Source organism: Flavobacterium sp. WC2416, from assembly GCF_041200095.1.
Lineage (GTDB): Bacteria > Bacteroidota > Bacteroidia > Flavobacteriales > Flavobacteriaceae > Flavobacterium.
The window spans coordinates 3,805,195-3,820,786 of sequence record NZ_CP165626.1 but is presented as its reverse complement, the minus strand read 5'-3'; the positions used below and the strand labels follow the sequence as shown (position 1 = coordinate 3,820,786).

Here is a 15,592-nt window from a genome sequence, read left to right as displayed (position 1 = left end):
ATATTACATATACGCTTCGATTGGCGCACAGCTGCAAACTAAATTTCTATCCCCATAGGTTTCATCTACACGACGAACACTTGGCCAAAATTTATTCTCCGCTACATATTCTAAAGGATATGCTGCTTTTTCTCTTGAATAAGGTAATACCCAAGTGTCAGCAGTAAGCATTGCTAAAGTATGTGGTGCGTTTTTCAATACATTGTTTGGTTCTTCGACAGAAGATTCTTCAATTTCTTTACGAATGGCTATCATAGCGTCACAAAAACGATCCAATTCTCCTACATCTTCTGATTCTGTTGGTTCAATCATTAACGTTCCAGCCACAGGGAAAGAAACAGTTGGAGCATGAAAACCATAATCCATTAAACGTTTTGCAATATCAGAAACTTCGATACCTTTTACTTTGAAACCTCTGCAGTCTAGAATCATTTCGTGAGCTGCTCTTCCTTTTTCACCAGAATATAAAATAGGATAATGCTCCTCTAAACGAGCTTTCATGTAGTTAGCGTTCAGGATAGCATATTTAGTTGCATTAGTAATTCCTTCAGCACCTAACATACAAATGTATCCATAAGAGATCAAGCAAACTAAAGCTGATCCATAAGGCGCTCCAGATATAGCAGTAATTCCTTTATCACCACCTACTTTTACTAATGGGTTTGTTGGTAAAAACGGAACTAATTTTTCGTTTACACAAATAGGTCCTACACCTGGTCCACCACCTCCATGAGGAATAGCGAATGTTTTATGCAAGTTCAAGTGACAAACGTCAGCGCCAATAGTAGCTGGATTTGTTAAACCTACTTGAGCATTCATATTAGCACCATCCATGTAAACTAGTCCACCGTTATCGTGAATAATTTGAGTGATTTCTCTAATAGCACTTTCAAAAACACCGTGAGTAGATGGATATGTTACCATTAAACAAGACAATTCATCTTTGTATTGAATCGCTTTTTCTCTAACATCTTCTACATCAATATTACCATTTTCCATTGTTTTGGTCACGATAATTTTCATTCCAGCCATTGCTGCCGATGCAGGGTTTGTTCCGTGAGCCGACGCAGGAATCAAACAAATAGTTCTTTTCTCATCGCCTCTTGATTGGTGGTACGCGCGAATAGTCATCAAACCGGCATATTCGCCTTGGGCTCCAGAGTTAGGTTGTAATGTAGTTCCTGCAAAACCAGTAATCACATTTAATTGATGCTCTAATTTTTTAAGCATTTTAGTGTACCCTTCAACTTGATCTAAAGGTGCAAATGGATGGATAGTATTCCAATACGGCATACTTAATGGTAACATTTCAGCAGCTGCATTCAATTTCATAGTACAAGAACCCAAAGCGATCATCGAATGATTTAATGATAAATCTTTACGTTCTAATTTTTTGATATAACGCATCATACTCGTTTCCGAATGGTATTTGTTGAATACCTCATGCGTTAAGAATTCCGATGTTCTGTTTAAAAGCATCGGATAATTGTTCTCTAAAACATATTCCGAAACTTCAAAAGCTTCTTTTCCTACTGCTTCAGCAAAAATGGCAATTATTTGATTAATATCAGATGATAAAATGGTCTCGTTTACTGAAATAGAAATCGTTTCGTTATCAATATAATAGAAGTTTACCTCATTCTTTTCGGCAATAGTTTTTACTTTTTGAGCATCTGCTTTTACTACTATAGTATCAAAAAAAGCTGTGTTGGTTTGAAAAACACCTAATTGATTTAAAGCGTCAGCTAAAGTTGCAGCAGCAGAATGGACTTTATTAGCAATGTATTTTAATCCTTTTGGACCGTGATATACTGCAAACATTCCAGCCATAACTGATAATAATACTTGAGCAGTACAAATGTTTGAAGTTGCTTTCTCACGCTTAATATGTTGTTCACGTGTTTGCAATGCCATACGTAAAGCGCGGTTCCCATTAGCATCTTGCGAAACTCCAATGATTCTTCCTGGCATAGAACGTTTGTACTCTTCTTTTGTTGCAAAATAAGCAGCATGTGGTCCACCATAACCCATTGGTATTCCAAAACGTTGTGTTGTTCCTACTACTACTGCAGCTCCCATTTCACCTGGAGGCGTTAGCTTTACTAGTGATAAAATATCGGCAGCAACCGCTACTTTTATTTCGTTATCATTTGCTTTTTTGATGAAGTCAGCATAATCATATACTTGACCGTATTTTCCTGGATATTGTAAAATAGCTCCAAAAAACTCTTTTGAGAAATCAAATTCTTGGTGATTTCCTATCACTAATTCTACACCAATGGGAGCAGAACGCGTTTGTAAAACGGATAATGTTTGTGGTAAAATCTCTTCAGAAACGAAGAATTTACATACATTATTTTTCTTTTGATCTCTTGATCGAACATCGTATAACAAAGCCATGGCTTCAGCTGCAGCGGTACTTTCATCAAGTAAAGAGGCGTTTGCAATTTCCATTCCCGTTAATTCAATAACCATGGTTTGAAAATTCAAAATAGCTTCAAGACGACCTTGAGCAATTTCGGCTTGGTATGGTGTGTAAGCGGTATACCATCCTGGGTTTTCAAAAATATTTCTTTGAATTGCTGGAGGGACAATGGTAGGGTGGTACCCTAAACCAATATAGGATGTATACACTTTGTTAGTACGACCTAATAACCGAATGTGATTTGCATATTCATATTCAGTCATAATATGCTCCAATTCCAACGGTTTCTTTAATCGAATGTCAGTAGGAATAGTTTCGAATATTAACTGATCTAAAGTTTCAACACCTATGGTTTCTAACATTTTTGGTAAATCGTTTTCCCTTGGGCCTAAGTGTCTTAAAGCAAATGAGTCTGTTTTCATGTATATATGGTAATGTTGTGTTTTTTTAGTGGTGCAAAAATAAGTATTATAAACAATCTAATTCGGGTTTTAACATTCAATTTTTATCAATTTTTCAACTAAATGTGGTATTTGCTTACAATTGATTAATTTTGTTTAATGATTAGCTTTAAACAACTATTGGATTTTTATATCAGAAGCAGTATTCACGTTGCACTTTCTGTATACGCATTGGTGCGAATGACGCATTTTATGTTCAACATATCGACGGATGATCCCATGGCTTATTTTGCTTTTTTTGGGACAATCGTAGGATATAATTTTGTAAAATATGATGCTTTGGCAAGAGCCAAAAAACACACGATGCGCAAGGAGCTTAAGTTAATTGCGGTTTTGAGTTTTTTTTCTTTGATTGCTGTTGGGTATTTTTTCTTTAAATTACAACTGATTACCCAAATGGTTTCTATTGGTGTCTTTGCTTTAACATTGCTTTATACACTTCCATTTTTCCCCAATAGAAAAAATGCTAGAAACTGGGCAGGAGTAAAAATTTATATTGTGGCTTTGTGTTGGGTAGGAGTGACGCTGGTTTTACCCTTAGTGAATGCACATATTGCACTTGGACTTGACTTTTATCTAAAATGTATTCAACGTTTTATATTGGTTTTTGTGCTGATTCTTATTTTTGAGATATTGGATTTGGCAAATGACGATCCACATCTAAAAACGGTACCACAACAAATAGGTGTGAAGCGAACAAAAATGGTAGGTTTGTTGCTATTGCTCCCTTTTTATTTTTTAGAGTTTTTAAAAAATAATTTTATTGAAGAACAATTGATTGTTAATGGAATTCTAGTTCTCGCTCTTTCATTATTTTTGGCTTTCGCCAATGAAACCCGATCTAAATATTACACTTCTTTTTGGGTGGAAAGCATTCCGATTTTTTGGTGGCTGATGGTGGTTTTCTTTTAAAAAAATCAATTTTGGTGAATACGTTCACCAATATTAGTATAAAATTGGTGAATAGAATTCGTTTTTGATGATTAATTAATCATTGAAAAAGTCTATGTAATCTCTGTTTAATAAATATTGTAAGTAGTTGTAAGATGAATAATATTCAAGATTTTCTCCAATATTGTTTTCCATATTATTTAATTCTTCAATAATGTTTTTATCTTCTGAAAATCTGTTTTTAAAATAAGATATCCCAAATATAGGATGATTTGAATATAACTTCCCAAATGTATAATTACTTGATAAATCTACATATTCACTATCAATTATAGAATCTTTCTTGTTTAAATACTTCTTGTTAATATTATTGATGTTTTCAATTATATCACATTTTATATTTTTCAAAAAAAGTTCAAAGTTGTAAATGTATCTAGGATGTGAATTTTTTAAAACATAAAGTTTTGATATGTCTAAAGAATTAAAAGTTTTGTTCGTACCAATGAAATAGTTTGAGTATAGATTTACTTCTTCTAGTAATTTTTTAAATTCTAAATTTTCCATATTGCTATTCAAATTAATCAAATGTTTTTTAAATTGTGTTAGCAAGGATTTAATTTTATTTATAATAATATCAAAATTTTCGTTTAAAAACTCAATGTGTTCATTAACAACTTGACTTGTGAAATATCCCTTTATTTCACAGTTAAAATCATTATCTATATGATATTGTAAATAGTTGATGTCACCTAATTCACTACTGTTATAACCAAAAAGGCAAAAAGATTCCAATGAATTTTTATTTCTGTTATTTCGACTTATAGGATGGCCAATCAATTTATTTCTTAATTTACGATTACGTCCAAAATCAATTTTATCGGTTATTCCAAATGATTTATTTAACTCAGTAACTAAATCTTGTTGTAAGTAGATAACTTGAAGTAAGCCAATTGAATTTAAAAATTTATTTCCTAATGAAAGGCTAGTTTTGTTATCTAAATAGTTAGTTACAATCGGTAAAGTATCATGAAAATAACCAAAAATAACTCCAACATAATTAGTGTTTAATTCATCATTAGAATTTAATTTTTCTTTTAAGAAATTATATTCCCAAATATAGTGTCGCCAAGTATCTTCTATAAGGTGTAATTTTTTGATTGTATTCATCTTAAATATTTTTTCTAATTTAACAAAAAAACCGAAGCATTACTACTTCGGTTTATGTCTAAAACGACTTGTCTTATATTTATATCAATCCAGCTCTTTTCAATAAAGCATCAGGACTTGGTTCGTGTCCTCTAAAACGTTTGTATAAAATCATTGGGTGTTCGGTGCCACCTTTTGAAAGGATATTGTCTTTGAATTTATCAGCCACTTCTTTGTTGAAAATTCCTTTTTCTTGAAAATATTCAAAAGCATCTGCGTCGAGAACTTCGGCCCATTTGTAGCTGTAGTACCCTGATGAGTATCCACCTTGAAAGATGTGTGAAAAAGAAGTGCTCATGGCATTTTCTGCTACTTCAGGATACAATTGCGTATCGGCAAATTGTTCTGTTTCGAATGCTTTTAAATCAGTAATTGATGTAGGGTCTTGTCCATGCCATCCCATATCTAATAATCCAAAACTCAATTGACGCATCGTTGCCATCCCTTCTTGGAAACTGGCACTTTCTTTAATTTTAGTAACATATTCCATCGGAATCATTTCACCAGTTTGATAATGAGTAGCGAATAAAGCCAAAGCTTCCGACTCATAACACCAGTTTTCCATGATTTGACTTGGAAGCTCTACAAAGTCCCAATATACTGATGTTCCAGATAAACTTGGATAAGTTGTATTGGCTAACATTCCGTGTAATCCATGGCCAAATTCATGAAACAAAGTGGTCACTTCATTAAAAGTTAATAAAGAAGGTTTTGTTTCAGTAGGTTTTGTGAAATTACAAACATTAGAAATATGTGGTCTTTCGTTTACGCCATCTTTAATAAATTGGGTTTTGAATGAAGTCATCCAAGCGCCATTTCGTTTTCCTTTTCGAGGGAAAAAATCAGCGTAGAAAATAGCAACTAACTCCTTATTAGCATCAGTAACTTCATAAGTCACCACTTCGTCATGATATTTATCGATATCAAATATTTCAGTAAAAGTAAGTCCGTATAATTTTCCAGCAATGGTAAAAGCACCCTTTAAAACTTTTTCTAGTTGAAAATACGGTTTTAGTTTTTCATCATCCAAATTAAATAATTCTTGTTTTAATTTTTCCGAATAGTATGCGCCATCCCATTTTTCTAGTTGTTCAAGTCCGTCTAGTTTTTTGGCGAAAGCAGATAATTCAGCAAATTCTTTTAAAGCCGCAGGTTTGGCTTTGGCCAATAAATCATGAGAGAATGATTTTACTTTTTCAGGACTTTCGGCCATACGCTCTTCCAATACAAAATGAGCATGTGTTGCATACCCTAAAAGTTGTGCTCTGTCAAAACGCAATTTGGCAATTTTAAGTACATTTTCCTGATTGTCAAATTCGTTGTTTTGAAAACCTTTGGCACCAAAAGCGATTGCCATTTTCTTTCTAAGTTCACGTTTATCTGAATAAGTGACAAAAGGAACATAACTTGGATAATCTAAGGTGAAAATCCATCCATCACTATCTTGGCTCTTGGCTAGTGAACGAGCAGCTTCTATAGTTCCTTCAGGTAAGCCGGATAAGTCGCTTTCATCTATAATATGCAATTGAAACCCTTGTGTTTCTGCTAAAACATTTTCACCAAACTTAAGGCTTGTTTTAGACAGTTCTTTGTCTATTTCTCGAAGCAAGATCTTTTTGTCTTCAGGTAAATTGGCGCCATTTCTAGAGAAACCTTTGTATTTTTTGTCTAGTAATGTAGACTGTTCTGGGTTAAGGTTCAAGTTATCCTTTTGTTCGTAAATAGCTTTTACTTTTGCAAATAAATCAGCATTAAGAGTGATGTCATTGCCAAAATCAGAGAGTAAAGGAGAAACTTCTTGAGCGATTTTTTGCATTTCGTCATTGGTTTCCGCCGAATTCAAATTGAAGAAAATACTGGAAAGACGATCCAGCGTATATCCACTAAAATCTAATGCCTCTATAGTATTTTGAAAAGTAGGTGTGTCATTGTTTTGGACAATAACGTCAATTTCGGCTTTTGCCAATGCGATTCCTTCTAGAAAAGCGGGTAGATAATCTTCATTCTTTATTTTAGAAAAAGGAGCAGTATCGTATTTAGTATTGAATTTTGAAGTTAAGACTTTCATTGTATTATAATTAGTTTTCATTATTTGAAACGAAATATTTTGAACTACAAATGTAGCGATTTATAGAAAAAGGAGCGTTTAAAATTGGATTGATTTGCGCTCTACCTCCTTAAAGTATTTGTGTTATAGTTATGTTATTTATTTCGTTAGAAGCGGTAAAAAGCTTAAATTGTACAATTAGATTAGATTTTGAATAAGCTAATCATTAACAATTGCAAATAATATACAATAAATGAATTACCAAATTATAATAAAGCGTATCGATACTGTAAATGAAGTGGAAGGGTATTGGTCTGATGAAGATTTTATTCAATTACTAGAAAAATTCAATTTTCCAGATGCGGCTACTGCAGAAAAAAAGAATTTACCAGAATTACTAGAAATGGCCATATCTGATTATGAGCCTAACGAAGCGGCTGAAATAGTGCTTGCTTACAAATTGTCTGAAGAATTAAATGAAGGACAAATAGAGCAAATTTCTCATAATATGTTAATTGATAAAGTATGTGAAGAGTATCCCGAAATTCATTTGCAAGGGACTTTGTTTCATATCAATCAATTGCTTTTTAAAGCGTATAACGGAAAGTTTCCTAATGCCAAAGCTTCAGTTGTTCATTTTTCAATGACTCCAGTTGATGGAGAAGTGAAAGAATTGACAGCCGAAAATGTACTGAAATTATTGAATAACGGATTGTCTGATCGGAATTTGATAAAAAGATTGTTTGACGATCAAATGTCTAAGAACATTCCTTTCCCAGAAGCGGAAGGTATTATTTGGGAATTGAATACAGAAGATAATGTAAACTACAGTTTAGTGACTTCAGAGAACTGGATTAATAATGAAGATATAACCGCTTCAGAATTTGAAGGTATTCTAGAGGAAATAGAAGAGGAGGTATAAACTCTAACAATTTTAAAAACAACAAAGGCTTCCGTAATGGGAAGCCTTTGTTGCAATTAGGAGATGTTATTTTTTAAGTAAACTTTTGGATGCTATGATTACGGCATCTTTTAATCCTGTTTTATATTGGATTACTTTTTCTAAAATAGCGGGATCATGACTTCCAATAATTTGAGCAGCTAGTATTCCTGCGTTTTTTGCACCGTTAAGTGCAACAGTTGCTACGGGAACGCCACCTGGCATTTGTAAAATAGAAAGAATGCTGTCCCAGCCATCAATAGAATTACTTGATTTTACAGGAACCCCAATTACAGGTAATGGAGACATTGAAGCAACCATTCCAGGTAAATGTGCGGCACCACCAGCACCAGCAATAATTACTGAAATACCACGAGTATGTGCATTTTTACTAAAATCAAAAAGTTTCTCAGGTGTTCTATGTGCCGAAACGATATCGACTTCTGTTTCTATTTCAAATCCTTTTAAGATTTCAATGGCTTCTTGCATTACGGGCATATCTGAGATACTTCCCATGATTATAGCTACTTTCATTTTTTTATTATTTAAAGATTTAAAGATTTAAGTATTTAAAGATTTCTATTGAAGCTTGTTTTTGAGGCAAACCAATTTTTTTAATCTTTTAATTTTTCAATCTTTTAATATATTATGCGATTACTCTTATTGTATTCTTCACGTCTTCAGCAATTCTTCTGGCTTCATTCATGTTTTGGTTTACGATAGTGACATGTCCCATTTTTCTAAAAGGACGGGTTTGTTTTTTACCGTAAATATGTGGGGTAACTCCGTTCCATCCTAAAATAGTGTCAATGTTTTCGTAAACAACATTTCCAGAAAATCCTTCTTCGCCAACTAAGTTAACCATAACTCCAGCTACTTTACTATCTGTATTTCCTAAAGGAAGATTGAGTATGGCACGAATGTGGTTTTCAAACTGAGAAGTATAACTAGCTTCAATAGAATAGTGTCCAGAATTGTGTGGTCTTGGTGCTACTTCATTCACTAGTATTTCATCGTCTTCTGTTTGGAACATTTCAACTGCTAATAATCCAACATGATTGAATTTTTCAGAAACGTTTAAAGCTATAGTTCTAGCATTAGCAGCCACTTTGTCGTCAATTCGAGCAGGGCAAATTACGTATTCTACCTGATTGGCTTCCGGATGAAATTCCATTTCAACTACAGGATACGTTTTAATTTCACCAGAAGGACTGCGACAAACAATAACAGCTAATTCGTTTTTGAAAGGCACCATTTCTTCGGCAATGCATTCTACATTAGGCAGGTGATCTAAATCAGCTATTTGACGAATGACTTTTACTCCATTTCCATCATAACCAAACTCAGTACATTTCCATACAAATGGCAATTTTATTTTAGAATCTAAAATTTTAACTACTAGGGCTTTTAAATTGTCAAATCGCTTGAACGGGGCGGTTGGGATATTATGCTCAGCATAAAATGCTTTTTGAATTCCTTTGTTTTGAATTAATTGTAGCGTTTTAGGCGAAGGGTATACTTTTAATCCTTCATTCTCTAGTTTTATTAAAGCTTCTAGATTAACAAGTTCAATTTCAAAAGTAAGCACATCTACTTTTTTTCCAAAATTATAAACGGTTTCAAAATCCATTAAATCACCCTGAAAAAAATGATCACAAGCTATACGACTTGGCGCTTCTTCACTTGGATCTAAGACATAGGTTTGTATGTCAAATTTACGGGTATCGAATAGCATCATTTTACCCAATTGTCCACCACCTAGGATTCCTAATTTAAAATCAGAAGAAAAATAATTCATTGTATTGTTATTTGTTACATGCAAAGATACTTTATAATGGTTGAAATGGAAAATGCTATTTTATTTTATTCTGATTTGAACTGATTGTAATTGTTTTTTAGTGTCATTTTGAAGGTTCCTGTTTGTTTTTTGATATAAAAACACAAATTAAAGTTCAATTATCAATTGTCAATTTCGAATTCTGTATCTTTGCAAATTATTTAAAACATATAAATAATGATTCAACTTCACGATAAACAATTTGTTCCATTTATTTCTGCCAAAGAAATTGAGTTTGCAATTGAAAAAATGGTAGCACAAGTAGAAGATGATTTTGCAGATGAAATTCCTGTCTTTATAGGAGTTCTAAATGGTTCTTTTATGGTAGTTTCTGATTTTATGAAAGCTTATAAAAAACCTTGCGAACTGAGTTTTATAAAAATGTCTTCGTATGAAGGGACTTCATCAACTGATGAGGTAAAACAGTTAATAGGATTAAATCAGGACTTGTCAGGGCGTTCAGTTGTTATAATAGAAGATATTGTTGATACTGGAAATACTTTAGTAGAGCTGAAAGAATTATTCAAAAAGCAAAACGTAAAGCATTTCAAAATCGCAACTTTATTTTTCAAACCTGAAGCGTATAAAAAAGATATCAAAGTTGACTATGTTGGAATTAGAATTCCAAATAAATTTATAGTTGGTTTTGGTTTAGATTATGATGGACTAGGAAGAAACTTACCAGAAGTATATAAATTAAAAGAATAACCACTCAATACACACTATGATTAATATCGTTTTATTTGGGAAACCAGGAGCAGGAAAAGGAACTCAAGCCGAGTTTTTAAAAGAAAAATACAAGTTAACTCATATTTCAACCGGCGATGTATTTCGTTTCAATTTGAAAAATGATACAGAACTAGGAAAACAAGCAAGAGTCTACATGGATGCTGGAGATCTAGTGCCAGATGAATTGACAACAAAAATGCTAATAGATGAGGTAAATAAACATCCGGATACAAACGGAATTTTATTTGACGGATACCCAAGAACTATTTCGCAAGCCGAAGCTTTAGATGCATTTTTGGAGACAATTAATTCTAATGTTGCTGCAACAATCGCTCTTGAAGCCGATGATGAAATTTTAGTCGCACGTTTACTAGAAAGAGGAAAAACAAGTGGTAGAATTGACGATCAAGATGAAGATAAAATTAGAAATCGTTACCAAGAATACAATGAAAAAACTGCGCCATTAATGGGGTATTACGATAAACAAGGAAAATTTTATGCCGTAAACGGTATTGGGACAATCCAAGAAATTACAGAGCGTTTAAGTACGGTTATAGATAATTTATAGGAGCAATTCCAGCTGTACGTTGCAAGTGCTTGCTTATAAAACAATTTTTCTAAAATAAAAAAGGAGCTTCCTTTGGTCGCTCTTTTATATCAAGAAAAATAAAGTTTTACAAGCGGCGCACTTTTCACTACCATCTGGGCTAGAAAAAACATGGAAATACTAATAATATTTTTTTTAATACTATTAAATGGAGTTTTCTCCATGTCTGAAATTGCATTGATTTCAGCAAGAAAAAATAGATTAGAATCTGCTGCCAAAAAAGGGAACAAAAGTGCTAAGATAGCATTAGAGTTGGCCAATTCACCTAATAAGTTTTTATCCACTGTTCAAATAGGGATTACGTTAATAGGTATCTTAACAGGTATTTATAGTGGAGATAAAATCACTTTGAATGTCGAGACTTTTGTTAATGGTTTTGAAATTTTAAAACCGTATTCCCATACCATTGCGGTAGGAATAGTTGTAGTGGTTTTGACCTTTTTCTCATTAGTTTTGGGAGAATTATTGCCAAAAAGAATTGGTATGAATCATCCTGTATCCATTGCTAAAGCAGTCGCAATGCCTATGAAAATGGTTTCAATTGTAACGGCACCATTTATTTGGTTATTAACACATGCCACTGAGTTTTTACTGAAGGTTTTGCAAATAAAACCCAATGCTGATGGTAAAGTAACCGAAGAAGAGATAAAAGCTTTTATAAAAGAAGGTACTGAAGGCGGAGAAGTTCAGGAAATTGAACAAGATATTGTTGAGCGTGTTTTTCATATTGGAGATAGAAAGATAAACTCATTGATGACGCATAGAAAATCAGTGGTTTTCTTGCAACAAGATGCAAATAAGAGTCAGATTAAGGAATACATAATAAAAGATTTGCATTCTATTTATCCAGTTTATGGTGCCGATTATGATGATATTGTAGGGGTTGTAAATTTGAAAAGCATTTTTGCGCGGATAGATAATGAAACGATTCATCTTTCTGAAATAATGACTGATGCGCCATTCATGATGGAGCATACTACAGCCTATAAAGCATTGGAGAAATTTAAAAAATCAGGAATTCATTATTCTTTTGTGGCTGATGAATATGGTGTTTTTCAAGGTGTCATCACCTTGAATGATATTTTGGAAGCATTAGTAGGTGATGCGTCTGATTTTTATAAAGAAGATTTTCAGCTGATAGAAAGGGAAGATGGAACTTGGCTGGTTGATGGGCATTATTCATTACATGACTTTCTTACTTATTTTGAATTGGATGATTTGATAAATGATTATGAAGTGACAACAGTTAGTGGATTAATTATGACAGAACTTTCGCATATACCAAAACAAGGTGAAAAATTGATTTGGCATCGATTTGAATTGGAAGTTATTGATATGGATGGTATAAAGATTGATAAAGTAATGGTGAAATCATTACGAAAATAAAATAGATTGCTCTATTTTAAAGCATAAGGTATGTGCTGAATAGGGTAACTCAACATTGAATACTAAAAAAAAATGACAGAGGATTTGAAATTAAAAGGAAGACAGCCGTTGGCTGTCAGGTATTTTAGATCAATGTCGAAGTAAAAGAAAAGAGTTATGACTGAAGGGAACTTCGTAGATTACGTAAAAATATTTGTTTCTTCCGGTAAAGGAGGAAAGGGGTCTACGCACTTGCATAGAGAGAAATTTATTGAAAAAGGAGGACCTGATGGAGGTGATGGTGGACGTGGTGGACACGTGTTTTTAGTTGGGAACAAAGGACTTTGGACTTTGTTTCATCTTAAATTTGCAAGACATATCAAAGCCGGTAACGGTGGAGATGGTAGTGGTGATAGAAGTACTGGAGCTGATGGAGATGATAAATTTATCGAAGTACCATTAGGAACAGTAGTGAAAGACAAAGAAACGGGTGAAATCTTATTTGAAATCACTGAAGACGGAGAGAAACAAGTACTTTCTAGAGGTGGTAAAGGTGGTTTAGGAAACTGGCATTTTAGAAGTTCTACTAACCAAACACCAAGATACTCTCAACCTGGATTACCTGGTGTTGAAATGGATGTTATTCTAGAGCTTAAAGTTTTGGCCGATGTTGGTTTGGTAGGTTTTCCTAATGCGGGAAAATCGACCTTATTGTCGGTATTGACATCTGCAAAACCTAAGATTGCCGATTATCCTTTTACCACTTTAAAACCAAATCTTGGAATTGTAGCCTATAGAGATTTTCAATCTTTTGTAATTGCTGATATTCCGGGAATTATTGAAGGTGCTGCCGAAGGAAAAGGATTAGGTCATTATTTCTTGCGTCACATTGAGCGTAACTCGACTTTATTGTTTCTTGTTCCTGTGGATACACCAGACATTAAAGGGGAATACGATATTCTTGTAAACGAATTGACAAAATACAATCCTGAAATGCTAGATAAAGAACGTCTTCTGGTAATATCAAAATGTGATATGCTGGATGACGAATTAAAAGCAGAGCTTAAAACAGAATTGGACGTAGCATTCAAAGATGTTCCTTATATGTTTATATCCTCTGTTGCACAACAAGGATTGACAGAGTTGAAAGACAAACTTTGGAAAATGTTGAATGACTAAAGAGTCTATTTCTATAAATAAAAAACCCACTATGACGCGATTGCTTTATAGTGGGTTTTTTAGTAAAATGCTTCTTAATTTAATTTAAGCACAGAATCTATTACCCAAGCTGGACCAATCAATAAAAACTGTAAATCCTTAATGAATGATGGTTTCTTACCTTCTATTTTGTGTCCGTAAAATTGCCCTATCCAACCAATAGTAAATACAGCAATTGAAAACCATAATAATGGAAATGTTTGTGAAATTATATAATTGCCAACTAAACATAGCGCTGTAAATAGTAACATTTTTAATCCCATAGCTAATGATAATCTAAAATAGAAAAGCAATACGAACACTAAGACAACAAAAGCCCAATTGGCAAAAATAGGATGGAGAGAAGCAAGTGGTTCTAATATTTGATTGGGAATGCTCATGAACAATCCTACGACAGAGAAAAAGATTAAAGGCACACAGAGGTAATGAATTTTTTTATTGGTCACGTTTTTATGACTTAAACTGTATTCTTCAAACCATTGATCTAATGTTTTCATGTTTTGTTTTTTACTATTGGTAGCTAATGTAATAAAAAAACATAAAATTGCTACTATTGGCTCATTTTATTAAAAAGGAAGTAATTAGTTGACAGTATTGTGATTATATCAGATTTTTTTTTGGATGAGGGATAGTAGCGGAAATCCTTTTTTAAGGTTTTTTTTACCTTAAAAAAGATTGTAGTGTATAGCCCGACCCGCTTTTTTTGCGGGACAGCCCATAATAATAATAATAATAATAATTTAGTCTTTGTAAGTGTCAAATAAGTATTCGAGGGTTTCGGGGATATTATTGGCCTGCATTTTTGGATAGATAAGATCTAAATCAATCCAGTTTTCTATAATCGTATTAAAATCATCCCCCACTTCATAGACAACGGGAACCCCCAGTTTTTTTAAAGCAGCAGCATTGCACTCTTGTTCGTAATGATTACGAATAGGAATGGAAAGTACTTTTTTACCAAGATACAAAGCTTCGGAAGGAGTTTCAAATCCGCCACCAGTAATGATTCCCTCACAAGTAATAAGGCTTTTATTGAATTTTTTTTGATTTACAGGGAAATAGGTAATGTTGCCTATTTTGTGTATTTGTTCCACTGTATTAAGGAACCAGTGAAATTGAATCCCAGGAATGCTATTAAAGGCTTTTTCTAAGCAATCTTTATCAAAGGAAGGTAAATACACTGTAATGTGCTTTAAATTGGTTGGTTCTGATGCTATGATTTCATCTTTAATGATTGGTGGAAGGATGAAAGAATCATATTTTTCAAAATGCAAGCCAATGTTTTTTCGAGATGGAGCGTAGTGTTTTAAGATCATTTCTCCCATTAGGCTCTTTTTTTCTGGTCTTGGAGTATGTGTCGAAATGAAGCTAGCTTGATGTCCTAATTGTACCGAGTTAACATTTTGCATTTTACAGGCCAAAGAGGTTATAGAATCAAAATCATTTATAATTATATCATAGTCTTTTAAAGGCAGTGATTCAGCATCTTTGTAAATTTGTCTGGGTTTAATATTTTTTACAATATCCCAATAATTTAATCCACCACATTTGCTGTAATGTAAACTACAGCCTTTGCTTTTGTATTTTACAGGTAGCTTAATATCGAGGCTGGCATTGTTTCCGCTTAAAAAGAAATCTATAGTTCCGTATTTTTGTAAATAAGGATAAAGTTGCATTGCTCTACTGATGTGTCCATTACCAGTAGCTTGTATTGCATAAAATATTTTCATAAATCCTAATTTATATAAAGAGACAAGAATGATTTTGTTTTTAGTTTTTCTATTTTAAATTGTTAAAACAAAAGTAATTGGACTATGTTATGATAAGGTTTTTTAAACTTTTCTAATACATTATGATTTTAATTGC

The 15,592-nt window shown here is 33.0% G+C and carries 13 protein-coding genes; 6 read left to right on the top strand and 7 right to left on the bottom strand.

The window, feature by feature from the left end:
* Positions 1-3: 3 nt before the first annotated feature.
* On the bottom strand, positions 4-2,847 hold the full coding sequence (gene gcvP, locus AB3G39_RS16280) for an aminomethyl-transferring glycine dehydrogenase (RefSeq protein ID WP_369765708.1): 2,844 nt from the start codon (positions 2,845-2,847) through the stop codon (positions 4-6).
* Positions 2,848-2,985: 138 nt separating this feature from the next.
* On the opposite strand from gcvP, the gene AB3G39_RS16275 reads away from it, so the two are divergent.
* A complete protein-coding gene (locus AB3G39_RS16275) occupies positions 2,986-3,798 on the top strand; it encodes a hypothetical protein (RefSeq protein WP_369765707.1) in 813 nt (270 codons plus the stop codon).
* 75 nt (positions 3,799-3,873) lie between these two features.
* Here AB3G39_RS16275 and AB3G39_RS16270 read toward each other — a convergent pair whose 3' ends face one another.
* Together AB3G39_RS16270 and AB3G39_RS16265 are read right to left on the bottom strand one after the other, a co-directional pair.
* A complete protein-coding gene (locus tag AB3G39_RS16270) occupies positions 3,874-4,944 on the bottom strand; it encodes a hypothetical protein (protein ID WP_369765706.1) in 1,071 nt (356 codons plus the stop codon).
* A 79-nt stretch (positions 4,945-5,023) separates the two neighbouring features.
* Positions 5,024-7,051, bottom strand: coding sequence for a M3 family metallopeptidase (locus tag AB3G39_RS16265; protein ID WP_369754067.1), 2,028 nt, complete (start codon positions 7,049-7,051; stop codon positions 5,024-5,026).
* Between the two features lie 232 nt (positions 7,052-7,283).
* Between AB3G39_RS16265 and AB3G39_RS16260 the strand changes: the two genes are divergently transcribed.
* Entirely contained in the window at positions 7,284-7,952 is a 669-nt protein-coding gene (locus tag AB3G39_RS16260) for a hypothetical protein (RefSeq protein ID WP_369753111.1), read from the top strand.
* Between the two features lie 66 nt (positions 7,953-8,018).
* Here the strand turns inward: AB3G39_RS16260 and purE are convergent, their stop codons facing one another.
* Positions 8,019-8,504, bottom strand: coding sequence for a 5-(carboxyamino)imidazole ribonucleotide mutase (gene purE, locus AB3G39_RS16255; protein WP_369753112.1), 486 nt, complete (start codon positions 8,502-8,504; stop codon positions 8,019-8,021).
* A gap of 112 nt (positions 8,505-8,616) precedes the next feature.
* Positions 8,617-9,768, bottom strand: coding sequence for a 5-(carboxyamino)imidazole ribonucleotide synthase (locus AB3G39_RS16250; RefSeq protein WP_369753113.1), 1,152 nt, complete (start codon positions 9,766-9,768; stop codon positions 8,617-8,619).
* Between the two features lie 216 nt (positions 9,769-9,984).
* On the opposite strand from AB3G39_RS16250, the gene hpt reads away from it, so the two are divergent.
* The 4 genes from hpt (at position 9,985) to obgE (ending at position 13,687) form a co-directional block, all read left to right on the top strand.
* Positions 9,985-10,515 (top strand): hypoxanthine phosphoribosyltransferase, encoded by a 531-nt coding sequence (gene hpt, locus AB3G39_RS16245; RefSeq protein WP_369765705.1) that lies wholly within the window; start codon positions 9,985-9,987, stop codon positions 10,513-10,515.
* Between the two features lie 16 nt (positions 10,516-10,531).
* Positions 10,532-11,104, top strand: coding sequence for an adenylate kinase (locus AB3G39_RS16240; protein WP_369765704.1), 573 nt, complete (start codon positions 10,532-10,534; stop codon positions 11,102-11,104).
* Between the two features lie 150 nt (positions 11,105-11,254).
* Positions 11,255-12,529: a hemolysin family protein gene (locus AB3G39_RS16235; protein WP_369765703.1), complete on the top strand. Its 1,275-nt coding sequence runs from the start codon at positions 11,255-11,257 to the stop codon at positions 12,527-12,529.
* A 156-nt stretch (positions 12,530-12,685) separates the two neighbouring features.
* A complete protein-coding gene (gene obgE, locus AB3G39_RS16230) occupies positions 12,686-13,687 on the top strand; it encodes a GTPase ObgE (protein WP_367757160.1) in 1,002 nt (333 codons plus the stop codon).
* A gap of 74 nt (positions 13,688-13,761) precedes the next feature.
* On the opposite strand, the gene AB3G39_RS16225 is transcribed toward obgE, so the two are convergent.
* Together AB3G39_RS16225 and AB3G39_RS16220 are read right to left on the bottom strand one after the other, a co-directional pair.
* Positions 13,762-14,223 (bottom strand): DUF962 domain-containing protein, encoded by a 462-nt coding sequence (locus AB3G39_RS16225; protein ID WP_369765702.1) that lies wholly within the window; start codon positions 14,221-14,223, stop codon positions 13,762-13,764.
* A gap of 243 nt (positions 14,224-14,466) precedes the next feature.
* Positions 14,467-15,456 (bottom strand): glycosyltransferase family protein, encoded by a 990-nt coding sequence (locus tag AB3G39_RS16220; protein WP_367773533.1) that lies wholly within the window; start codon positions 15,454-15,456, stop codon positions 14,467-14,469.
* Positions 15,457-15,592: the final 136 nt, after the last annotated feature.